Here is a 21,063-nt window from a genome sequence, read left to right on the forward strand (position 1 = left end):
CGGCGAACGGGCGCCGGGCGCTGCCGCGCCGGTCGGGGTGCGGTGTTCAGGACCGGGCGGGACGGTTCGTGGCGGCGGAGGTGGCGGAGGACCGCACCGGGGCCAGTTCGTCGACCACGCCGGGGTTCTTCCTCAGCCAGGTACGCACCGCGTCCTGCTGCCGGCCCCTGGGCGCCTCGTTGATCTCGGCCTCGAGACCGGTGAGCTGCTTCTCGCTCATCCTGAAGTCCTTCAGCCATCCGGCGACGACCGGGTTCCGGTCGGCGAAGCCCTCGCGGGCGACGGTGTGCACGGCGTCGCCGGCGCCCCAGGCGTTCTTGGGGTCCTTGAGTTTCTTCAGGTGGTAGTCGTGGTACGCCCAGTGCGGCGACCACAGGGTGACGGCGACGGGTTCCTTCTTGCGGTACGCCCGCTCGAGCTCGGCCAGCATGGCGGGCGTGGAGCTGTCGACGACCTCGTACTCCGTGCCGAGGCCGTAGGCCGGGAGGACCTTGTCCTTCAGCAGGGACATCTCACCCGCGCTGGACTCGATGCCGGTGATCCTCCCGCCGAACTCGGCGGACCTGCCCTTGAGGTCGGCGAGGGAGTCGACGTCCTTCAGGTACGACGGCACGCTCAGTTCCAGCGAGGTACGGGCGTACCAGGAGCCGAGGTCGTCGAGCCGGCTGCCGTACTTCTTCCAGTACTGCTCGTGGGTGGTGGGCAGCCAGGCGTCGGTCTGGAAGTCGATGTCGCCCGCCGCGAGGGAGGTGTAGAGCGGTCCGGCCTCGAACTGCTCGGTGCGGACCTGGAAGCCGCGTTCCTCGAGGATCTCCTTCCACAGGAAGGTGGAGGCGACGCCTTCGTCCCAGGGGATGTAGCCGATGGTGATCTTCTCGCCCCGGCCGACGTCCTTGCCGTCGGCGACGGCGGTGGACGCGCCGCCGCCGAACACGCTGAGGCCGGCGCCGGTGAGGGCGAGCACGACGATGCCGATCACGGCGACCTGCGGGCGCGGCCGGTAGGACCAGACACGCAGCCCCTGTGCGGCCCGCGCCCTGGCGGCGGCGCGGCGGCCGAGCGGGGAGACCTGGTCGCCGAGGGAGCCCGTCATACGGTCGAGGTAGATCGCGAGGATGACGATGGCGACACCGGCCTCGGAGCCGAGGCCGACGTCGAGCCGGCCGATGGACTCGTTGACGTCGCCGCCGAGGCCGCCGGTGCCGACCATGCCGGCGATCGCGGCCATGGACAGGCCGAGCATGATGACCTGGTTGACGCCGGCCATCACGGTGGGCAGCGCGAGCGGCAGCTGCACCCTGAACAGCGTGTCGCGCGGCGTCGTGCCGAACGCCTCCGCCGCCTCGACCAGTTCCCCGTCGACCTGCCGGATGCCCAGCTCCGTCATGCGCACCCCGGGGGCGAGCGCGAAGATCAGGGTGGCGACGATGCCCGCGGAGGCGCCGGTGCCGAAGAACAGGATCGCCGGGATGAGGTAGATCATCGCGGGCAGCGTCTGCATGAAGTCCAGCACGGGCCGGACCACCGCGCTGACCCGGTCCGACCGTGCGGCCCAGATGCCCAGCGGTACCGAGACGGCCAGCGCGATCACCGTCGCGACGAGGACGAGGGACAGCGTCACCATCGCGTCGTCCCACAGTCCGAGGGAGTCGATGAAGGCGAATCCCGCGAAGGTGAGCACCCCGGCGAGCGTGCCGCGCAGCCAGAAGGCGAGCGCGGCGAGGACGCCGGCCAGGATCAGCGGCGGGGGAGCCTGCAGGACGGTGTCGATGCCGTCGTACATGCCCGTGAAGACCGTCTTGAAGAAGTCGAAGAGCCAGGAGGCGTGGCCGAGCAGCCAGTCGACCGCGCCGTTGACCCAGTCGCCGAGCGGGATCCTAGGCACGGGCCGCCACCGCCCTGCCGTCGCCGGCCGCCCGCGCGGCGGCAGCGGACCGGGAGGGGCCCTGCTCGTCGCCGATGAACTCCACGAGCCGCCGCCGGGGCACGACCCCGACGAGCTGCTCCTCCCCGTCGAGGACGGCGACGGGGTGCCGCAGGCGGGCGCTGATGGCGCACAGCTCGGTGAACGGCGTGTCGGGCGTCGCGGTCGCGCAGTCGCAGTCGGCCTCGTCGCCCTGCACCTCCGTGTCCATGACGGCGGACGCGGTCAGCACACGGGAGCGGTCGACGTCCTGGATGAAGGAGGCGACGTAGTCGTTCGCGGGGCGTACCAGGATGTCCTCGGCGGTGCCGGTCTGGACGATGCGTCCGTCCCGCATCACGGCGATCCGGTCGCCCAGCCGCATCGCCTCGTTGAGGTCGTGGGTGATGAAGACGATCGTCTTCCTCAGGGTCCGCTGCAGTTCGAGCAGTTGGTCCTGCATGTCACGGCGGATCAGCGGGTCCAGCGCGCTGAACGACTCGTCCATCAGCAGCAGATCGGCATCGGTGGCCAGTGCCCGGGCCAGGCCGACGCGCTGCTGCATGCCGCCGGACAGTTCGTCGGGCCAGGACTTCTCCCAGCCGGCCAGTCCGCACAGGGCCAGCGCCTCACCGGCACGGCGCTCGCGCTCGGCGCGGGGCACACCCTGTACGGCCAGGCCGTAGGCCGCGTTCTGCAGGACATCGCGGTGCGGGAAGAGCGCGAAGTGCTGGAAGACCATGCTGATCTTCTTCGCCCGTACCTCGCGAAGTTCGCGTCCGGAAAGCTTGGTCAGATTCTGGCCACCGAAGCGGACCTGCCCGGCGGTCGGCTCCAACAGGCCGTTCAGCATCCGCAGCAGCGTGGACTTGCCGGATCCGGACAGACCCATCACAACGAAGATCTGACCCGGCTCCACCGTGAACGACACGTCGACGACGGCTGCAGTGTTACCGTCCGCACGCAACTCGTCACGGCCGGCCCCGGCACGGAGCCGCTCCACCGCGCCGTCCGGCCGTCTGCCGAACACCTTGTACAGGTTCTCTGCCTCAAGCGTGGCTGACACGCGCACCTCTTGTCTCGGGGGCAAGGACAGGAACTGGCCGACCGCAAACATTTGGATATGCAATCAACCTCGTTCCGACGCGGCACCTGCCCTCACCGGTCCAGACCAAACAAGTCAGTGGCACACCTCACAACACGCCCTCTACGATGGGCCGATGGCGTCGATCAAGCAGGTCCAGATCACCTTCGACTGCGCGGAACCCGAGCGTGTCGCCCGTTTCTGGTGCGAGGTGCTGGGCTACGTCGTCCCGCCTCCGCCGAAGGGTTTCGCGACGTGGGGCGATTTCGACCGCTCGCTGCCGCCCGAGCGGCAGGGCGCGGCGTTCGCATGCATGGATCCGGCAGGGGTCGGCCCGCGGCTGTTCTTCCAGCGCGTTCCCGAGGGCAAGGTGGTCAAGAACCGGCTGCATCTCGATGTGCGCGTCGGCACCGGGCTCGTGGGCGAGGAACGCCTGGCCGCGCTGGAGGCCGAATGCGCACGGCTGGTCGCGCTCGGCGCGGTGCGCGGGCAGCTCCTGCTCGCCGACGGCTACAACGAGTCGTGCCAGAACATGCAGGACGTCGAGGGCAACGAGTTCTGTCTCGACTGAACGGCCGCGGACACGGCGCCCGTTCGGATCGGCCGCCCGCGGACCGGACGGTCCCGGCCGATGACGACGCCCCGGGCCGGGACCGCGGGGTGTCCGGGACGCGCTCGGGGCACCTCTCGCCCGGCGGGCGGACACCCCGACCGCGACACCGGCGGCCTTCAGGGCGCGGCGCGCCCACGGTCCGGAACACGGCAGGCCCGATGCGCGGGCGTCACGGGCGGGGCCCCGCGGGCACGGATCGGTAACGAAGGCCGGATCCCGGGTAATCACTTGGTCGCCGAGCGTAACATCGCTGGCCCGGGTCTTCAGGACCGAAGTCCCGGCCGGGGGCAGGGGGACGCCATGGCATTACTTTCCGGGGCTCGTCCGAGACAGGCCCGCGCCGTCACCGCGGCCGGCGTGTGCATGGGACTGGCTGCCGCGCTGGCCGGCGGATGCTCGGGGGGAAATGCCTCGGGCTCCGGGCGGACGGAGAGCTCGTCCCCGCCCGCGACGTCGGCGCCGACCGTGCCGTCGCCCTCGCCCTCGACCGGCAGCCCCACCACCGTCGAGCCCACCGCGGCCACGACGACCGCCGAGCCCCCGTCCTCACCGGACACGCCCGGTGTCCCCGCGAGCGGTCCGGCGGCGCTGTGGGGCAAGGAGTACAGCGGCACCGCCAGCCTCACGGTCGACGTGTACGACTACTGCACCGCCGACGGGTCACGGCGACTCGCGGACACCAAGAAGTACTCCATGACGGCCACACTGGATCTGAGCCGCCCGCGCAGCGGAGGTGGAGAGACCGAGGCCAATCCATTCTCCATGGTGCTGGCTGTGGGACAGCCCTCGGCGGCGGGCGCGGTGTCGTTCTGGTCGGCTGCCGTGACCACCGCCTCGGGACAGGACCTCGCGGGCAACCCCCGCGACCCGCACCTGCTGCTCACGTACTGGGCACTCACATGGGACGGCGGCGAGCTGAGCGGACGGCTCACCGACGCGCACACCGAGCAGGCCGTCGCCCTCAATCTGTTCAACTGGCCCAGCCCCGTCGTCCCCTGCCGGTCCGACCTCGGCGACCTGCCCGGCGGCTATCCCCACTCCGTGGCCGAGGGCACGACCCTGGACGGCGCCCTCGACGGCGGCAGCGCCGACCTGACGGCACAGGGCACCACCGGCGACGGACAGCTGGCGTTCCGGTTCGAGTTCACCGGGAACTCCTCGTGACGCCCTCGCGCAAGGACCCGGCGAAGGCGGCTCCCAGCGGGGACGGACCCTGCCGTGGACACGGAGACCGCCATGGACGATGACCTGCTCGGCCGGTGGGGCGTACAGGTGGCACGCTGGGCCGCCCGCGACGAAACCGCTCTCGCCGCGCAGACCACCCGGGCGTACGCGGCCGGCGGACGGGCGCGCCAGGACCTGTTCCGGACCGGAGGACTCGCTCCCGGCGGCTTCGGCGGCGGCCTGGCGGTCGTACTGCCCGCCCTGCTGGACGCGCTGGCCTACGCGGCCGACGCGGTGAAGGCCGCCCTGGGCAGCCAGCAGTTCGCCAACACCATCGCCGCGACGGCACTCCTGGTGGGCCTGCGCGCGCAGCGCGGCACCGGGCAGGAGCCGCCCGCCCCGGACCGGACCTCCGACGCAGCGGACGCCGGCGGGTGGTCCAGGGGTGCGTCCCCGCCGTCCGGCGAAGCCGTGAGGGCCGCGTTCGACATGTGCCGACGGCTGCGTGCCCGGGGGGTCGACGCCGCCTTGGCGGAGGAACTCGCGGCCGAGCTGACCGCCCGTCTCCTGAATTCCGGTCGGCGCGACGACATCGCGTCCTTCCTCGACGCCCTGGTGGCGAACGAGCCGCCCGTACCCGGCACGCCCACGGTCCTGCCGCGGCAAAGCCCGCTGCGCCGCCTGGCGGGTGCGGCCTCCGGACTGCTGCACCGCCGGGGCGCGGCCGGCACCGGACCGGCCGGGTCCGGCGGCGCCCGGGACGAGACGGACGACGTATGAATCCCGCCGTCCCCGCACCTGCGGGACGGCGGGCACCGCGTACCGGTGACCGGTCCACGCGAGGCTGGGGACCGCCGCCATGGCTCTGGCTCATGCTGGGGCTGCTCGCGGCACAGGCCGGGGCACCGATCGGCCGGCTGGCGTGGACGCTGTCCCTGCGGGACCGCGGGCACGGCCGCAGCCCTGGTCTGCTGACCGTCACGGCCCTCACCCTCGTGCAACTGCTCCCCCTGGCCGTCCTGCTGGCGGGCGCGCTCGCGCTCGCAGCGGTCCGGCTGCGCGCATGGTGGGTCGAGCGGCACTACGGGCTCCGGCCCGCCGACCCCTCGCCGCCCGGCGCCCCGACCGACTGCGACGACATCCAGCGGTTCCTGACCGAGCAGGCTCCGGGTACCCAGCTGCGGATCGGTCTGCGCCAGGACCTGCTCGCCCGCGTCTACCCCGGCGGACTCCGCACCGCGCGGGTCGGTGTCTTCAGTCCGCTGGTCGGCCTCTGGGCCAGAGACCGGGAGGCGGCCGAAGCGGTCCTGCGGCACGAGATCGGGCATCTCAGGAACGGGGAGCAGCATGTCGCCGGGCTCGGCAGCCCGTTCACCGGTCTGGTCAGGGCATGGCCTTACGCCTTCGCGGTGTGCGGTCTGCTGCCGGTGGCCCTGCTGGCCGTCTCCGGGGACCCCACCGCGCCCCTGATGTCCGCCCAGATCGTCCTGGTGCTGCTGAGCGTGCCCAAGGTCGTACTGGTGGTGACCGGGGCACTGTGGTCGGCGGAGCTGGCCGCGGACCGGTACGCGGCCGGGACAGCGGCGTCCGAGGCGCAGATCCGGGCACTGAACGAGCTGGACCGGACCGCGCACAGCGCTCTCGTCCGGCTCTACCACCCGCCCGTCCGTGTGCGGCTGTGGTTCGTCGCGCGTGCCGGACAACCGACGGCGCAGCTTCTGCTGGTCCTCCTGTGGCCCGCGGTGGTGCTGGCCGTGGATCTGCTCGGCCTCCTCGGCGGCGCTCTGGCCTACCGGCTGCTCGGCGGTCCGTGGGCGGACGACCCCGCCCTGCGGGCCCTGGCGCTCACCCGGGAGCAGCTGGTCCGGGGACCCACCTGGTGGGCGGTCCTCGGCACACTGGCCCTCTGGCCGCTGATCACCCGCCCGTGGAACCGCCTGTGGAGGTGCAGGGGTCCGGCGGGCGGTCCCGTCTCCCCGGCCGTGTACGCCTCTGCCGCCCTCTTCCCCGTGCTGGTGCTGCTGCTCGGTCTCATCCCGGCGGGCCCCCGGCCCGGCGACCTCCCCACGGTCTCTCGTCCGGCCGAGGCACCGACCGCGGCGGGCGGCCCTGTGCCGACGCCCTGCCCCCGGCGTTCGAGACCCGCACCGCCCGCACGGCCCGCGGGCCTGCCGTCCTTCGGGGTCCCGCAGGCGGCCGGGCCGACGGAGGCCGGGCGCGCCCGCTCCTTCCGGACGCTCGGCGTTCTCTCCGTACGGCCCCTGCTCGGGTCGGCGGGTCAGGCACAGGACGTGGCGGACCGGCTCGCCGGGGCCCGCTGGACCCTGGACGCCCGGGGGAACCTCACCACCGACGACGCCGGTGTCCCGCTGCTGCGCACCACCGCGGTACGCGGGGGCACACGGTTCCTGCACGGCGACCTCACCCGCACCACGGACGTCAGCGTCACCACGACGTGGACGGACGCCCGGCTGCGCAGCGCGGCGGGAAGCACGGTGCGCCTCGATGTGATCAACGCCTCCACCGGTGTCACGCACGCGGTGGTCGCGTGCCGTGCCTTCGATTCCACCGTCACCGCCGCCGTCCGGCTGACGCTGCGGCTCGTGCAACGGTAAGACCCCGGCCGAGGAGCGGCGCAGCCGTCGCCCCTCACGGTCCGGTGGGCGCATCGACGGGCATACTCGCTGGTAATGAGCGTGCCCCGTCGCCCTGAGCGGCCGCTCACCCTCCCGGTTCACGTCAGAATAGGCCAGACGTACGCACGTACGCTCGTACGAACGAACGAAAGCGAAACCGCACCATGGATCTTGGCGTCCGCTGGAAACTGCACGGCGACGGACGCACCCCCGCGCCCGGCGCGGTGGTACGCCCCGACGAGCGGCTCTCCTGGCCCCGCACCGCCGGGCTCGGCGCACAGCACGTGGTGGCGATGTTCGGGGCGAGTTTCGTCGCACCGGTCCTGATGGGCCTGGACCCGAACCTGGCGATCATGATGTCGGGCGTCTCGACGGTCATCTTCCTGCTCGCGACCCGTGGCCGGGTGCCCAGCTATCTCGGTTGCTCGCTCTCCTTCGTGGGCGTCGCGGCGGTCATCCGCGCACAGGGCGGCACGAGCGCCACGGTCACCGGCGCGATCCTCGTCGTCGGTGTCGCGCTGTTCCTGGTGGGTGTGGCCGTGCAGCGGTTCGGCGCCCGGATCATCCATGCCGCGATGCCTCCCATCGTCACGGGTGCGGTCGTGATGCTGATCGGCTTCAACCTGGCCCCGGTCACCGCCAGCACCTACTGGCCGCAGGACCAGTGGACGGCCCTGCTGGTCATGCTGTTCACCGGTCTCGCGGTGGTGGGTCTGCGCGGGTTCTGGTCACGCATCGCGATCTTCCTCGGGCTGCTGTTCGGCTACGGCCTCTCCTGGATGTCCGACCTGGTCCTCGGCAAGATCCATTCGGCGGACGGCAGCGGCAAGGTCACCGACCACTGGCGGCTGGACCTCTCCGGTGTCGGCCACGCCGACTGGATCGGGCTGCCGTCCTTCCACGGCCCGTCCTTCCAGTGGTCCGCGATCCTGGTCGCGCTGCCCGTCGTGATCGCCCTCGTCGCGGAGAACGCCGGACACGTCAAGGCGGTCGGCGAGATGACCGGCGACCCCGTGGACGAGAAGCTCGGCACGGCGATCGCCGCCGACGGCATCGGCTCGATCCTCTCCACGGCCGTGGGCGGGCCGCCCAACACGACCTACTCCGAGAACATCGGCGTGATGGCCGCGACCCGTGTCTACTCCACCGCCGCCTACTGGGCCGCCGCCGGCTTCGCGCTGCTCTTCGGCCTGTGCCCCAAGTTCGGCGCCGTCGTGGCGGCCGTGCCCGGCGGTGTCCTCGGCGGCATCACGGTCATCCTCTACGGCATGATCGGGCTGCTCGGCGCCCAGATCTGGACCAACTCCGGGGTCGACCTGCGCAACCCCCTCAACCTGGTCCCGGCCGCCGCCGGCATCATCATCGGCGTCGGCAACGTCACCATGAAGATCACCGACACCTTCTCCCTCAGCGGCATCGCGCTCGGCACCCTCGTCGTCATCACCGGCTACCACGCCCTGCGCGCCCTGGCTCCCGCGCACCTCAAGCAGCAGGAACCCCTGCTGGACGAGGGCACGAGCTCCTACGACGAGAGCGCCCGGCCCGCGGACTCGTAGTCCGGAGGCGATCCGCGGCGGGCCCCGGTGAGCCTCGGGGCGGGCCTCCGGGGGACAGACCGCTGTCCCCCGGGGCACCGAGGTGCCCTCGGGGGCCGCCCGCCGTACCGCCCGTCCGCAGTCCCCGGCAGAGCGGTCACCCGTCATGGTTGGCTGGGCGCCATGATCTCCATGGCTACGGCGCCGGTCGTCCTGACCTTCCTTGACAGCAGTCGGCGCTCCGGCGCGGCCCGTTCCCGGCTTCTCGCCGGTCGGGGCGGCACGGCGTGAGCGGGCCCCGGGACTCCTCGCGCTCCGAGGCGTCCGCCGAACCGGCGGTGCCGCGTCTCGACCCCGAACTGGGTGCCGCCCTGGCGAGCCTGGGCGACCTGTCGAAGAGACGGCTCGTTCCGGGGAACCTCGCCGCACAGCGGGAGCGGGACGCCGCGAGCCGCCCCCGGCCCACCGCGGCCCTGCTGCGTGCCGACGGCCGTTTCGCCGTCGAGGAACTGAGTGTGCCCGGCCTCGACGGCGGTCCGGACGTCACGCTGGTGCACGCGCGGCCCGCCGACGCCACCGGGCCTCTTCCGGTGCTGTACTACATGCACGGCGGCGGCATGATCATGGGCAACGCCTGGTCCGTGCTGCCGAAGATCCTCCGCGACTGGTCCGCGCCGCTCGGCCTGGCCGTGGTGTCCGTGGAGTACCGGCTCGCCCCTGACGCGGTCTATCCGAAGCCCCTGGAGGACTGCCGTGCGGGACTGCTGTGGACCACCGGCCACGCGGACGAGCTCGGCATCGACGGCGAACGTGTGATCATCGGGGGCAAGAGCGCCGGCGGCGGACTCGCGGCGGCTCTGACCCTGCTCGGCCGGGACCGGGGCGACGGACCCCCGCCCATCGGACAGCTCCTGCTGTGCCCGATGCTCGACGACCGTCTCGACACCCTCTCCGCCCACCAGCTGGCCGGCACCGGCATCTGGGACAGAACCTCCACCGCCCTGGCCTGGCAGGCCTACCTCGGCGACCTGTACGGCACCCCGGACCTGCCGCCCTACGCCGCGGCGGCTCGCGCCGACGATCTGAGCGGGCTGCCGCCGACCTATATCGACGCAGGCTCCGCGGAGATGTTCCGCGACGAGAACGTGGCCTACGCGCGGGCGATCTGGGGCGCCGGCGGCGACGCCGAACTGCACGTCTGGCCCGGCGCCTTCCACGGCTTCGACTCCGTCGCTCCCGCCGCGGCCCTCAGCCGGCAGGCCCGCGAGACCCGCACCCGGTGGCTCAGCCGCGTGCTCGAGCGCTCCCGCCGGAACTGACACCGGATTCTCGTGGAGCACGCCCGGCACGGCTACGGGCCACGGGGGTGCCGACCGTGCGAGCGAACCCCGCTCGGGGGCCCGGGTCCGTGACCGGGCCCCGCCGGTGCGGGTTCGGCGCCTCGCGCCAGGGGCGCAGCCCGAGGGCGGCGGCTGATCTCCGTGGCGCGGGCACCATGGCGGATCTCCGTGGCGCGTGGGCCGCGGCGGATCCCCCTGGCGCGGGAACCACGGCGGACCGTTCGTCCTGTCACCCGCCGGTCCGTCCGTCCTGTCACCCGCCGGACCGTCCGGCACAGGAAACCCGGTGGAGGGGTGCCCGCCCTCTGACTAGGGTCGCGGGATGAGTACTCGCACCTTCCGTATCACCGTCCGCGGCGTCTTCGACGGGCTCGACGACGACCAGCGGGCCGGGCTGCTGGCGCGCGCCGCCGAGCACGACGTCCTGCGGGCCGCTTTCACGCCCGGGGGACACCTCAGCTACGACCTCGCGGCGCGCTCCGCCTTCACCTTCCGTTTCCTGGACTCCGGGGAGGAGGAAGAGGACATCCTGGAAGCGTCCGCACGCGCCGAGGAGGCGGCGAAGGCGTGGCTGGCCGAACGCGGCTACGGCTTCAAGAACCTGCGGTCCCAGGCCGAGGATCTCTCCCAGGCACCTCTCGGCAAACGGCAGCGGCGCGCGGCGGCCCAGCGGAACCCCTGACCCGCACGACATCGGTGAATCGTTTCATGTCGTGACTCCGGCGTCCCGTGACCCCGAGAGCCCCAGACTCCCAGACCGGGCAGGTGCCGAACAATCCGTCATCCGGTCACTTCGCTGAGCGGTTGTTCCCCCTCCCTTGGGCCGGTCGTCCCATTGTCCGGGGCAATCCCTGCAATTAGTCTCAATCTTGAAACGATTCACGATCACGGATCTCACCGCAGAGGATCTCCCTCATGACCATCACCACGCCCCGTCCCGAACTCGACGAGCTGTTGACCGGCATGGGGGCCGGCGGCTCCAGAATCTGCGAGATCGACGCGAGTGAAGCCGGTGCCGGCAACATCTCCGTCTACGTGGACTGGGAACTCGACGTGAGCGGCAGCCTCACCGAGACCAGCCGGATAGAGCTGCCGGTGCCCGTTCCCGCCCTGGCCGGCGGCACGCTGCTGGTCACCGGTTCCGGGCGCCGGCTCAGGCAGATCGAGGCGAACCCGCTCGCCGCGGTGGGCGCCGTCCTCGTGCACCCCGGCGGCCGCACCGGCACGCTCCACACCTCGCCCCAGCGTCTCTTCACGAACCTGACCAGCGAACTCAACTCCCACCTGGCCGTGCACCAGGACCAGGTCTTCCGGCGCGGCGTCACCTTCCAGGCCGTCGTGCACGCCCAGCCCATGAACCTCACCTACCTCAGCCACATCCCGTCGTACCGCAGCACCCCCGCGCTCAACGCCCGCCTGCTGCGCTGGGAGCCGGAGACCGTCGTGAGCCTCGCCGCGGGTGTCGGCGTGCTGGACTTCGAGGTGCCGGGTTCCGCCGAGATGATGGCCGCCAACGTGGAAGGCCTGCGCACGCACGAGATCGTGCTGTGGAGCAAGCACGGCGTCATGGCACGCTCCGACCTGTCGGTCACGCGCGCGGTCGACCGGATCGAGTACGCCGAGACGGCCGCCAAGTACGAATACATGGACCTGGTCGCCGGCAGCCGCGCCGAGGGCCTGACCCGCGACGAGATCAAGCGGGTCGCCCACGAGTTCGGCATCGATTCGCCCTGGATCTGATCCGAGAACCCCGGTGCGGGCCACGGAGCGACGTCTCCGCGGCCCGCACCACCGTGTCCGCCGGCCGGTGCCCGTCTCCGTGTCCACCCCGCCGGCCCCGCATCCCCGGCCCGCATCCCCCGGCCCGGATCCGCCGTACCTGCATCCGCCGGCCGTCCGGTTCGGGAAGTGGAGGTGTCGTCAGCGTCCCGGAACCGGTTCCGGGGTGCGGGAGGAGGCCCCTGTGGTTGCAGTCGAGCGTGTCGTGACACTGGACCACCCACTGGAGGACGTCGTGCGGTATCTCGCCGACTTCTCGAACGCGCGGGAATGGGACCCGGGTACGGTCACCTGCGAACGGCTCGGTGACGGGCCGGTGGCACCGGGGACCGAGTGGCGCAACGTGTCGGAGTTCCTCGGCCGCCGTACGGAGCTGCGCTACCGTCTCGTCCGCCGCGAGGCCGACCGCCTGACCTTCGTGGGCCGCAACGGGACGGCCACTTCCACCGACGACATGCGCTTCGAGGCGCAGCCGGGCGGTACGCGGTTGCTCTACCGCGCGGACGTCGACTTCCACGGCCTGGCACGGCTGGCCGCTCCCCTGCTCCAGCGCGCGTTCGAGCGGCTCGGCGACCAGGTGGCCGAGCAGCTTCCCCGGGCGGTCGACCGGGCCCTGGGCCGGCTGCCGTCGAACGACGACCTCCTCGGCTGACGCTCCCGGACCGTCGCGAACGACCACCACGTCCATCGGTCGAACGGACCTCGGCCGCCGACGGTTGAGGGCAGGGGCGCTGCCCTCGGGCAGTCGGCGGTGCGCTCGGCCGTCCCCCATATGAGCCACCCGCATGCGCGCTCCGCCGGGTGACGTCCCTGCGCGCCGGATCCCCGGTCTTCCGAAGCGGCCGCATCGGCGGCCGACGGTCATGCCCCGCCAGGGCGTCATCACCCGGTTCGGGCCGACCCGGTTCCGGGTGAGCGGCACCAATGGCACGCACGTACGGGTCTGCATGTACGGGTCTGCATGTACGGGTCCGGGCGAGGGCGTATTCGCACTTCAGAACCCCGGATCGCACAGGTACCCCCGAGGGCGTTGTGGCCGACCCTCACGCCGGGCGGCCACGTACGGCAGGCGCGGCGCAGACGCGTGCCGGGCCCGGAAGAAGAGTGCAGAGTACATCGAAGATCACGATCGGGTGACATCACCCGACTTGGGGCAACCGCACATTTCCTTCACTTGTCATCTACACGAAAGTCATAGGCACGTCCCAGGGAAGACCATGAGCAACCAGTACCCCCAGCAGCCCCAGCCCGGCTGGAACGGACCGCAGCAGCCCGGGCAGCCTCAGCCCTGGGGCGGCCCTCAGCCGGGTTGGGGCATGCCGCCGCAGCCGCCGAAGAAGGGCCGAGCCGGGAAGATCATCGGCTTCGGGTGCCTCGGCATCGTGGCGCTGTTCGTGCTGATCGGCATCATCGCGGCCGTCGCGGGCGGCGGCGGTTCCGAGTCCAAGTCCGGCAAGTCCACCGGGGCCGGTAAGGCGAAGACCTCCTCGTCCGCACCCAAGAGCGAGAAGTCAGCCGGTTCTTCCGCTCCGAAGGCGAAGAAGTCCGCCGCCACCGAGAAGAGCAACAACGACGGCAAGAAGAAGACCGTCACCTTCAAGGTGTGGGGAACCGCGCCCGCCGGGGCGCTCGGCCCGCTGGACATCACGTACGGCTCGGACTCCGACAACCGCAACGGCAAGTTCGCGAACGGCAAGTTCGAAGCCACCCTGCCGCTCGATGACGAGGCGATGTACTACGTGGTGACGGCGCAGCTCCAGGGCTCCGGGAACATCAACTGCTCGGTCACCGTCGACGGCAAGACGAAGAAGGGCCACGCGTCCGGCGGCTACAACATCTGCGACGCGCAGCTGAGCTCCGGCCTTCTCGGCGGCTGGGACTGACCGCTGCCCGGCTCGTACCCTGGCTCCGCCGCCGTCCCGTCGCGCGGCGGAGCCAGGGCGTTCAGGAGCGCCGCCCGGGAAATCGGCGGCCCTGAACTCTCCGCCGGATATCCGCCGACGCCTCACTCCCCCGCCACGCCGTGCTCGATGGCATGAGCGATGTCGAGCAGACCGGGCGGCACTTCGGCTTCCCGGGCACGGCCTCCCCGATACGGTTTCTCCGGTACGGGCCTCCCGCGGCGCCGGACGGCGGCTAGCCGAGTGCGGCCAGGGCGGCGCGGAGTTCGGCGAACGTCCGGTGCGTGAGCTCGGTGAGCGAGGCGCCGCCGCCGGAGGATTCGGACCACTCGCCGTAGGCCTGGTAGAAGGCGCGGACGCCCAGGTCGGCCGCGAGGCTCGCGTCCGGTTCGGGCACACCGCGCTTCCCGAGCCCCTCGGCCACGGCCGCGGCCAGTCCGATGCGCTTGAGGGCGGCGCGCTCCTGGAGCTCCCTGTGGGCCGCGATGACGGGGCGCAGCCTTGCGCCGAACTCACGGCGGTCTTCCGTGAAGGTGTCCGTCAGCGCGTCGAGGGCCGAGCCGACCGCGTCCAGCGGGGTGGCCCCGGCGGGTACCCCGGCCAGCGCGTCGGCGAGCAGCCCGGCGTGCACCTCCTGGCCCGCGAAGAGCACTTCGCGCTTGTCGGGGAAGTGCCGGAAGAACGTGGTCCTGGTCAGTCCGGCCCGGTCGGCTATCTGGCTGACCGTGGTGGCGTCGTAACCCTGTTCCACGAACAGGTCGAGCGCGGCGTCCACCAGTCGTATCGCCGTGTTCGGTTCCCATCGAGCCATGCGCACATCATAGGCGACCCGACCCGGTGATGTGACTCAGTACCGTCACTTGCGCTAGAGTGACGGTACTGAGTCACATCACTCCGCCCGTGCGGAGCCTGACCTCCCAGGGAGTCACCCATGCGTGTATTCGTCACCGGCGCCAGCGGCCACATCGGGTCGGCCCTGGTGTCCGAACTCGTCGGGGCCGGACACGAGGTGGTCGGCCTGGCCCGGTCCGAGGCCTCGGCCGCCGCCGTGCGGGATCTCGGCGCCGAGGTGCTCCGGGGCAGCCTCGACGACCTGGACGTGCTCCGCTCGGCCGCCGGGGACGCGGACGCGGTCGTCCATCTCGCGTTCGACCACACCTCCATAGCCGCCGGGACGTTCGCCGAGGCGGCCGCCGCCGATCTGACCGTGGTGCGGACGTTCGGCGAGGCACTGGCCGGGACGGGCAAGGCCCTCGTCGGCGTCGGCGTGGGCCGTACCGGCGACCCGGCGCGGGACGCCGCCGCCGACGCCAACCCGCGCTCCGCCGTCTGGCGCGCGCTCGCCGGGTTCACGGAGCACGGCGTACGGACGGTGCTGGTCGGCGTCCCGCCGGTCACCCACAGCTCGCGGGACGTGTCGGGCTTCGTCCCGATCCTGATCCGGATCGCCCGGGCCACGGGAGTCTCCGGCTACGTCGGCGAGGGTGCCAACCGCTGGCCCGCCGGCCACACCCTGGACGTCGCGCACGTCTTCCGGCTGGCGCTGGAGAAGGCCCCGGCCGGTTCCCAGCTCTTCGCCGCGGCCGAGGAGGGTGTCCCGGTGCGGGAGATCGCCGAGGCCATCGGCCGGCATCTCGGCGTCCCGGCCATGAGCGTCCCCGCGGAGCGGGCCGCCGGGCACTTCACCGGCTTCCCGTTCATCGGGATGGACGTCACGATGCCCGGCGCGGCCACCCGGGAACTGCTGGGCTGGGAACCCGTCCGTCCGGGACTGATCGCCGACCTCGACGAGGGGCACTACTTCGCCGCCCGGTGACCTCGCCGGGTGGTCCCACCGGGCCCGCGGGGTGTGAACCCGGCCCCGGGCCGGAGGAATCCGGTTGCGCCGGGGGCGGTGGAGGGGGCGAGGATGCCTCCATGGACAGGGAAGCGGCGGCCGGCGGGCCGGACGAGGTGCAGCAGGCGATCGCCGGTGAACTGCGGCTCATGGACCCGCGGGTCCGGGCGTCGCGGGAGCTGGCCGGGCGGCTCCTGGACCCGGAGTTCACGGAGGTCGGTGCCTCGGGAAGGCGGTGGACCCGCGACGCGATGCTCGCCGAACTGGCCGCGCATCCGGGGAGTTCGGCGGACGGTCCCCGCTACGAGCCCTCGGGGATCACCGGCGCGCGGCTGGCCCCCGGGCTGGTGCACCTGACCTTCGAGACCGTGCTCGGCGGCCGCCGGACGAGACACAGCTCGATCTGGCGCAAGAGGGACGGCGACGCGGGCTGGCGGATGTACCACCACCAGGCCACGGTGGTGCCGCCCGGCGTGGAGTAGGGCGCCCCGGCCCGCCCCGCCGCGCCCGGGCGGGCCGCGGACTCGGCCCCTGGAAGCCGGACCCGGAGGCGGCGGGACGGGCGAACGGCGGGTACGGGGGCGGTGGCCCCGCGCGTGCCCGCCGTTCGCGGCGGTTCACCGGGGCCGGTCAGCCGCCGGTGATGCCGTTGTACTCGTCCCAGGTGTAGGCGAGGTCGGGGGCCGACGGCTTGCCCGGCCAGTCGAAGTAGTCCCAGACCAGTTCGGCGGGGTTGGTGGCGATGTAGCCGCGCCCGGGGAGGTCGTTGGCGTCGTCCCAGGCCCAGGGCGGGTTGGCCGAGTCGGTGGCGCACTGGCCGTTGGCGGGGCCGAGGACGCCGCCCGCACCGCATTTGGCGCCGTAGGGATTGCCGCTGTCGTCGCCGGCGAAGTTGTCCGGGGTGGCGAAGAGGGTCGTGAGGTTGCGGTTGGCCCACATGCCGTTCGCGGCGAAGACGTCGGTCAACGTGTACTGCACATCACGGTCGTTGGAGCCGTCGGGTACCTCGGCGGCGGAGTCGGAGGGGTAGTAGACGATGCCGTCGCCGCTCGCGTACTGGCTGCGTTCCTGGGACAGATAGCCCTCGGCCCACAGGGCGTGGGTGTTGGGCTGCTGGGTGGTGAACGGGCGTCCGTGGCCGTCGCCGTGGGGATCGCTCTGCAGCTTCAGCGTGCCGTCGACGGTCTCCTGGCCGCTGGTGAAGTCGCTGCCGGAGGGCACCCAGGAGTAGAAGTTGCTGTGGGCCACGGAGACGGCGGCCTTCAGCGTGCCGTGCGCGGAGCCGTCGTCGGCGACCACGACGAGCACACCCTCCGCGTCGTTCTCGTGCTCCGTCAGGTCCTCCTGGTAGTTGTCCAGGATGCCGTCGGACCAGTCGCGCGGGTGGAAGAACGTGTAGAGGAGATAGGAGAACGACGGGGTCTGGACGACGGAGTAGTAGACGTGCGCCGCGAGGGGGAACTGGCTCGTGTTCTCCCAGTTGTCGCGGCCGTTGAGGTCGCCGTCGTAGTCGTACGAGGTGATGTAGTCCGACTTGCCGCCGAGGGCGGTCTCGCCGGTGGAGTCGACGTCCTGGAAGCTGACCGGCGCCCACCACTGGGCAAGGGCCGCGCGGTCCGTCGCCGTGGCCGCCCGGGCGGGGGCGGGTCCGGCCAGGGCCGCGGCCGACGCCAGGGCCAGGGTGGCCAGCAGGGCCGCCGTCCTGCGGGGTCTGCGGCGGGTCAGCGGCACACGGGGGCTTGTCTCCACGGTTCCTCCGGGATTCGGGTGGGGGGCATGGGTCACCGCGGAGCCGGCCCGCCGAAGGTCTGCGGTCCGGGCCGCGGTCCGGGCCGCGGTCCGGGCCGCAGTGCGCTCTGCGGTCCGGTCTGGGGGCGGGGAGGGCTGTCGGACGCGGCCCGTCCGAGGGGGGATCGTGCGTCACGCGGGTGCCGCCCGCCCGACGTCGGGTGAAAGGTACACGTCAGCGTTGTCCATGCACCAGAGGTCGCACTGCGTGCCCCAAGTGCCCTGTGAGGATGACGCGTTGAGCTGAACGGCGATCACTTCGCAGTTTCCGGCCCGGTGTCGCCGAAGTGACGGCGCCCTCAGTTCACCCCGCGAAGCAACATTTCAGGACGGAATCAAAACTTTAAGTAAGGTCGAAGCCACAAATCTTGACGCGATCGACCACCGTGCGTACCTTCCGGCTGCAGCGACCGAGCACTCGAACTCGCCGCCGTGAAAGGTCAGTCGGACAGTTCACCCCCCACCGTCGAGGAGCATCCATGCACGGACCCAGACCTGCCGGACCCAGAGCCCTGGCGGACCCGGAAGGCGGAGCCCCCGCCCGTCGCGGCCACCTCCTGCTCTCCCTCTTCGCCATCCTCACCCTCGCGCTGGGCGTCCTGATCGGCACGCCCCAGACCTCCCACGCCGCCGGGACCCTGCCCTGCGACATCTACGGCGACGCCGGGACCCCCTGTGTGGCCGCGCACAGCACGACCCGTGCGCTGTTCTCCTCCTACAACGGCCCCCTGTACCGGGTGACCAGGGCGTCGGACGGCACCGCCACCGACATCGGACTGCTGGCCGCCGGCGGGTACGCGAACGCCGCGGCGCAGGACACCTTCTGCGGCGGCACGACGTGCCGGATCACCAAGATCTACGACCAGACCTCCCGGCACAACGACCTCACCCCGGCCCCCGCGGGCACCGCCGGCACCGGCGCCGACCGTGGTGCCGACGCCTCCGAGATCTCCGTGACCGCCGGCGGGCACAAGGTGTACGGGGTGTGGATCTCCCCGCAGGTGGGCTACCGCTACACGGGCGTCGCCTCCGGTGTCGCGGTGAACGGGCAGCCCGAGGGCGTCTACATGGTGGCCAGCGGTACCCACGTCGGTTCCGCCTGCTGCTTCGACTACGGCAACGCGGAGAGCACGCCCGCCGACACCGGCAACGGCCATATGGACGCCGTGAGCATCGCGACCACCTGCTACTTCGCGCCGTGCACCGGTTCGGGCCCGTGGATCGAGGCCGACCTGGAGAACGGCATGTTCCAGGGCGACAACGGCTCCAACACCGCCAACCGCGGCAACAGCAGCACGTTCGTCACCGCGGTGCTGAAGAACAACGGGCAGACCCGGTACGCGCTCAAGGGCGGCAACGCCCAGTCCGGGAGTCTGACCACCTGGTGGGACGGCGCACTGCCGACCCGCGGCGGTTACCAGCCCATGCACCAGGAGGGCGGCATCATCCTGGGCATCGGCGGTGACAACAGCAACTGGAACATGGGCACGTTCTTCGAGGGCGTGATGGTCTCCGGCTATCCGACCGACGCCGCCGAGAACGCCGTCCAGGCGAACGTGGTCTCCGTCGGCTACGCGGGCCAGACCAGCGTGCCGAACGGTCCGCAGGGCACGATCACCGGCCCCGGCGGCAAGTGCGCCGACGTGGCCGCCGACGACACCGGCGTCAACGGTGCCGCCGTGCAGCTGTGGGACTGCCAGTCCTACGCCGAGGACCAGCACTGGACGCACAACCCGGACGGGTCGCTCAGCACGATCGGGCGGTGCCTGGACATCAACGGCAACGGCACGGCCAACGGCACCCAGGTCGAACTGTGGGACTGCAACGGCGTCGGCGGACAGAAATGGGTCCAGCAGTCCGACGGCTCGCTCCTCAACCCCCAGTCCGGACGCTGCCTCGACTCCCCCAGCGGCGCGACGGCCAACGGCACCCGCCTCCAGATCTACGACTGCAACGGCTCCACCGCACAGAAGTTCGCGGTCAACGGCGGCGCCAAGGTGGGCGCGCCCGGCGGCAAGTGCGTCGACGTCGCCTCCGACGACACCGGCGTCAACGGCACGGCCGTACAGCTGTGGGACTGCCAGTCCTGGGCGGTCGACCAGCACTGGTTCCACGGTTCCGACAACTCGCTCAGCACGCTGGGGCGCTGCCTCGACATCAACGGCAACGGCACCGCCAACGGCACCCAGGTCGAACTGTGGGACTGCAACGGCGTCGGCGGACAGAAATGGGTCCAGCAGTCCGACGGCTCGCTCCTCAACCCCCAGTCCGGACGCTGCCTCGACACCCCGAGCGGCGCCACGGACAACGGCACCCGCCTCCAGATCTACGACTGCAACGGCTCCACCGCACAGAAGTTCGCCCTGAACTGACGTCCGTGCAGGCTCAGTCCACGGAACCGAGGTGACGGCGGAGGGTGCCAGGACCCGGCGGGGTCCTGGCACCCTCATCGCGGTGCGGCTGCGGTCAGCAGCTGGAGCGGTAGGCCGCGGCCTTTCCGTCCGCGGAGTCGACGGTGTCCTTCGTGATGATCGAGAACTTGGTCTTGATCTCGGCGGTCGTCTTCCCGCCCTTCAGTGCGAGGACCGCCTGCTTCACCCCGTCGACACCGATCTGCTCGGGCTGCTGGGCGATCAGCGCCTGGACCGTGCCGTCCTTGAGCGCCTTGACCTGGTCGGGGCCGGCGTCGAAGCCGATGACCTTGACCTTGCCCTGCTTGCCGGCCTGGCGGACACCGGTGGCGGCACCCTCGGCGGCGAACAGGTTGGAGGCGAAGACACCGACGATGTCGGGGTTCTTGCTCAGGGCGGCGCTGACGATGGACGCGGCCTTCGCCGGGTCGTTCTGGGCGTACTGGATACCCAGCGACGTGTAGGCGGAGTCGGCCTTCGTCGCGTCGACGAAGCCCTTGTCCCGGGCGTCGGTCGTGCTGATGCCGGGGGTGTTGCCCACGACCAGGACCTTGCCGCCGCTCGGCGCGAGCTTCTTGATGGCGTCGAACGCGGCCGCGCCGCCGCCCGAGTTGTCCGAGGAGATGGCCGAGACGGCCACGGACGGGTCCTTGAGGGTGGTGTCCACCAGGACGATCTTGATGCCCTGTGCCTTGGCCTGGGCGATCGGCTGCTGCATCGACGAGATGTCGGTGGGGGCGATCAGGATCGCGTCGGGCTTGGAGGCGATCACCGACTGGAGCATCGGGGTCTGCAGGGTCGGGTCGAACTTCTGCGGGCCCTGGATGTTGACGGTGGCGCCCGCCGCCTTGGCCTCGGACTGCACGCCGCAGCCCATCGTGACGTAGAACGAGTCACCCGCGACGCCCTGCACGAAGGCCAGCTTGTAGCTCTTCTTGGCCGTCGAGGAGGCCTTGGAGTCGGCGCCGCCGCAGGCCGTGGCCGCCAGGGCCAGCGAGAGGGACAGCACGCCCGCTGCCACGACTCTGTACTTCCGGGCGGTGCCGCGTCCCGAATTCGCCATTGAATTCTC

17 protein-coding genes and 1 pseudogene are annotated in these 21,063 nt (G+C 71.7%); 13 read left to right on the forward strand and 5 right to left on the reverse strand.

Annotated elements, in window-relative coordinates:
- Positions 1–94 precede the first annotated feature (94 nt).
- Positions 95–1,885: pseudogene (locus tag ABZ862_RS21285) on the reverse strand (ABC transporter permease/substrate binding protein); the annotation flags it as partial.
- Complete coding sequence (locus tag ABZ862_RS21290) at positions 1,878–2,969, reverse strand: glycine betaine/L-proline ABC transporter ATP-binding protein (protein ID WP_360960291.1); 1,092 nt, start codon at positions 2,967–2,969, stop codon at positions 1,878–1,880. The gene ABZ862_RS21290 and the pseudogene ABZ862_RS21285, both read right to left, overlap by 8 nt.
- A gap of 154 nt (positions 2,970–3,123) precedes the next feature.
- Here ABZ862_RS21290 and ABZ862_RS21295 point away from each other — a divergent pair, with 154 nt between their 5' ends.
- The 10 genes from ABZ862_RS21295 (at position 3,124) to ABZ862_RS21340 (ending at position 13,937) form a co-directional block, all read left to right on the forward strand.
- The gene (locus tag ABZ862_RS21295; protein ID WP_360960292.1) at positions 3,124–3,558 is read left to right on the forward strand and encodes a VOC family protein; all 435 of its coding nucleotides are present in this window, start codon (positions 3,124–3,126) and stop codon (positions 3,556–3,558) included.
- 507 nt (positions 3,559–4,065) lie between these two features.
- Positions 4,066–4,764: a hypothetical protein gene (locus tag ABZ862_RS21300; protein WP_360960294.1), complete on the forward strand. Its 699-nt coding sequence runs from the start codon at positions 4,066–4,068 to the stop codon at positions 4,762–4,764.
- Between the two features lie 72 nt (positions 4,765–4,836).
- The gene (locus ABZ862_RS21305; protein WP_360960296.1) at positions 4,837–5,544 is read left to right on the forward strand and encodes a hypothetical protein; all 708 of its coding nucleotides are present in this window, start codon (positions 4,837–4,839) and stop codon (positions 5,542–5,544) included.
- A 92-nt stretch (positions 5,545–5,636) separates the two neighbouring features.
- Entirely contained in the window at positions 5,637–7,379 is a 1,743-nt protein-coding gene (locus tag ABZ862_RS21310) for a M48 family metalloprotease (RefSeq protein WP_360960298.1), read from the forward strand.
- A 185-nt stretch (positions 7,380–7,564) separates the two neighbouring features.
- Positions 7,565–8,956 carry a solute carrier family 23 protein gene (locus ABZ862_RS21315; protein ID WP_360960300.1) on the forward strand — a complete coding sequence of 464 codons (1,392 nt, stop codon included), beginning with the start codon at positions 7,565–7,567 and terminating at the stop codon, positions 8,954–8,956.
- Positions 8,957–9,273: 317 nt separating this feature from the next.
- On the forward strand, positions 9,274–10,254 hold the full coding sequence (locus ABZ862_RS21320) for an alpha/beta hydrolase (protein ID WP_360960565.1): 981 nt from the start codon (positions 9,274–9,276) through the stop codon (positions 10,252–10,254).
- 343 nt (positions 10,255–10,597) lie between these two features.
- Positions 10,598–10,957, forward strand: a complete 360-nt coding sequence (locus ABZ862_RS21325; RefSeq protein WP_360960301.1) for a DUF6204 family protein — start codon at positions 10,598–10,600, stop codon at positions 10,955–10,957.
- 233 nt (positions 10,958–11,190) lie between these two features.
- Entirely contained in the window at positions 11,191–12,015 is an 825-nt protein-coding gene (locus ABZ862_RS21330; protein WP_360960303.1) for a class II aldolase/adducin family protein, read from the forward strand.
- A 223-nt stretch (positions 12,016–12,238) separates the two neighbouring features.
- Entirely contained in the window at positions 12,239–12,706 is a 468-nt protein-coding gene (locus ABZ862_RS21335) for an SRPBCC family protein (RefSeq protein WP_360960305.1), read from the forward strand.
- Between the two features lie 565 nt (positions 12,707–13,271).
- Positions 13,272–13,937, forward strand: a complete 666-nt coding sequence (locus tag ABZ862_RS21340) for a hypothetical protein (RefSeq protein ID WP_360960307.1) — start codon at positions 13,272–13,274, stop codon at positions 13,935–13,937.
- 253 nt (positions 13,938–14,190) lie between these two features.
- On the opposite strand, the gene ABZ862_RS21345 is transcribed toward ABZ862_RS21340, so the two are convergent.
- Positions 14,191–14,766 carry a helix-turn-helix domain-containing protein gene (locus tag ABZ862_RS21345; RefSeq protein ID WP_360960309.1) on the reverse strand — a complete coding sequence of 192 codons (576 nt, stop codon included), beginning with the start codon at positions 14,764–14,766 and terminating at the stop codon, positions 14,191–14,193.
- 120 nt (positions 14,767–14,886) lie between these two features.
- Here ABZ862_RS21345 and ABZ862_RS21350 point away from each other — a divergent pair, with 120 nt between their 5' ends.
- Together ABZ862_RS21350 and ABZ862_RS21355 are read left to right on the forward strand one after the other, a co-directional pair.
- The gene (locus ABZ862_RS21350) at positions 14,887–15,771 is read left to right on the forward strand and encodes an SDR family oxidoreductase (protein WP_360960311.1); all 885 of its coding nucleotides are present in this window, start codon (positions 14,887–14,889) and stop codon (positions 15,769–15,771) included.
- Positions 15,772–15,872: 101 nt separating this feature from the next.
- Positions 15,873–16,274: a nuclear transport factor 2 family protein gene (locus ABZ862_RS21355; RefSeq protein ID WP_360960313.1), complete on the forward strand. Its 402-nt coding sequence runs from the start codon at positions 15,873–15,875 to the stop codon at positions 16,272–16,274.
- Between the two features lie 148 nt (positions 16,275–16,422).
- On the opposite strand, the gene ABZ862_RS21360 is transcribed toward ABZ862_RS21355, so the two are convergent.
- A complete protein-coding gene (locus ABZ862_RS21360) occupies positions 16,423–17,541 on the reverse strand; it encodes a hypothetical protein (protein ID WP_360960315.1) in 1,119 nt (372 codons plus the stop codon).
- A gap of 518 nt (positions 17,542–18,059) precedes the next feature.
- Here ABZ862_RS21360 and ABZ862_RS21365 point away from each other — a divergent pair.
- Positions 18,060–19,952, forward strand: coding sequence for an arabinofuranosidase catalytic domain-containing protein (locus ABZ862_RS21365; RefSeq protein ID WP_360960317.1), 1,893 nt, complete (start codon positions 18,060–18,062; stop codon positions 19,950–19,952).
- A 94-nt stretch (positions 19,953–20,046) separates the two neighbouring features.
- Here the strand turns inward: ABZ862_RS21365 and ABZ862_RS21370 are convergent, their stop codons facing one another.
- Positions 20,047–21,054, reverse strand: a complete 1,008-nt coding sequence (locus ABZ862_RS21370; protein ID WP_360960319.1) for an ABC transporter substrate-binding protein — start codon at positions 21,052–21,054, stop codon at positions 20,047–20,049.
- Between the last annotated feature and the right edge of the window lie 9 nt (positions 21,055–21,063).

The organism is Streptomyces sp. NPDC047000 (assembly GCF_040644295.1).
Lineage (GTDB): Bacteria > Actinomycetota > Actinomycetes > Streptomycetales > Streptomycetaceae > Streptomyces.

Coding starts and splice junctions, on each gene's coding strand:
- ABZ862_RS21315 (WP_360960300.1), top strand. CDS start 7,565: ATGGATCTTGGCGTCCGCTGGAAACTGCACGGCGACGGACGCACCCCC.
- ABZ862_RS21355 (WP_360960313.1), top strand. CDS start 15,873: ATGGACAGGGAAGCGGCGGCCGGCGGGCCGGACGAGGTGCAGCAGGCG.
- ABZ862_RS21325 (WP_360960301.1), top strand. CDS start 10,598: ATGAGTACTCGCACCTTCCGTATCACCGTCCGCGGCGTCTTCGACGGG.
- ABZ862_RS21365 (WP_360960317.1), top strand. CDS start 18,060: ATGCACGGACCCAGACCTGCCGGACCCAGAGCCCTGGCGGACCCGGAA.
- ABZ862_RS21350 (WP_360960311.1), top strand. CDS start 14,887: ATGCGTGTATTCGTCACCGGCGCCAGCGGCCACATCGGGTCGGCCCTG.
- ABZ862_RS21305 (WP_360960296.1), top strand. CDS start 4,837: ATGGACGATGACCTGCTCGGCCGGTGGGGCGTACAGGTGGCACGCTGG.
- ABZ862_RS21310 (WP_360960298.1), top strand. CDS start 5,637: ATGCTGGGGCTGCTCGCGGCACAGGCCGGGGCACCGATCGGCCGGCTG.
- ABZ862_RS21370 (WP_360960319.1), bottom strand. CDS start 21,054: ATGGCGAATTCGGGACGCGGCACCGCCCGGAAGTACAGAGTCGTGGCA.
- ABZ862_RS21295 (WP_360960292.1), top strand. CDS start 3,124: ATGGCGTCGATCAAGCAGGTCCAGATCACCTTCGACTGCGCGGAACCC.
- ABZ862_RS21330 (WP_360960303.1), top strand. CDS start 11,191: ATGACCATCACCACGCCCCGTCCCGAACTCGACGAGCTGTTGACCGGC.
- ABZ862_RS21345 (WP_360960309.1), bottom strand. CDS start 14,766: ATGGCTCGATGGGAACCGAACACGGCGATACGACTGGTGGACGCCGCG.
- ABZ862_RS21340 (WP_360960307.1), top strand. CDS start 13,272: ATGAGCAACCAGTACCCCCAGCAGCCCCAGCCCGGCTGGAACGGACCG.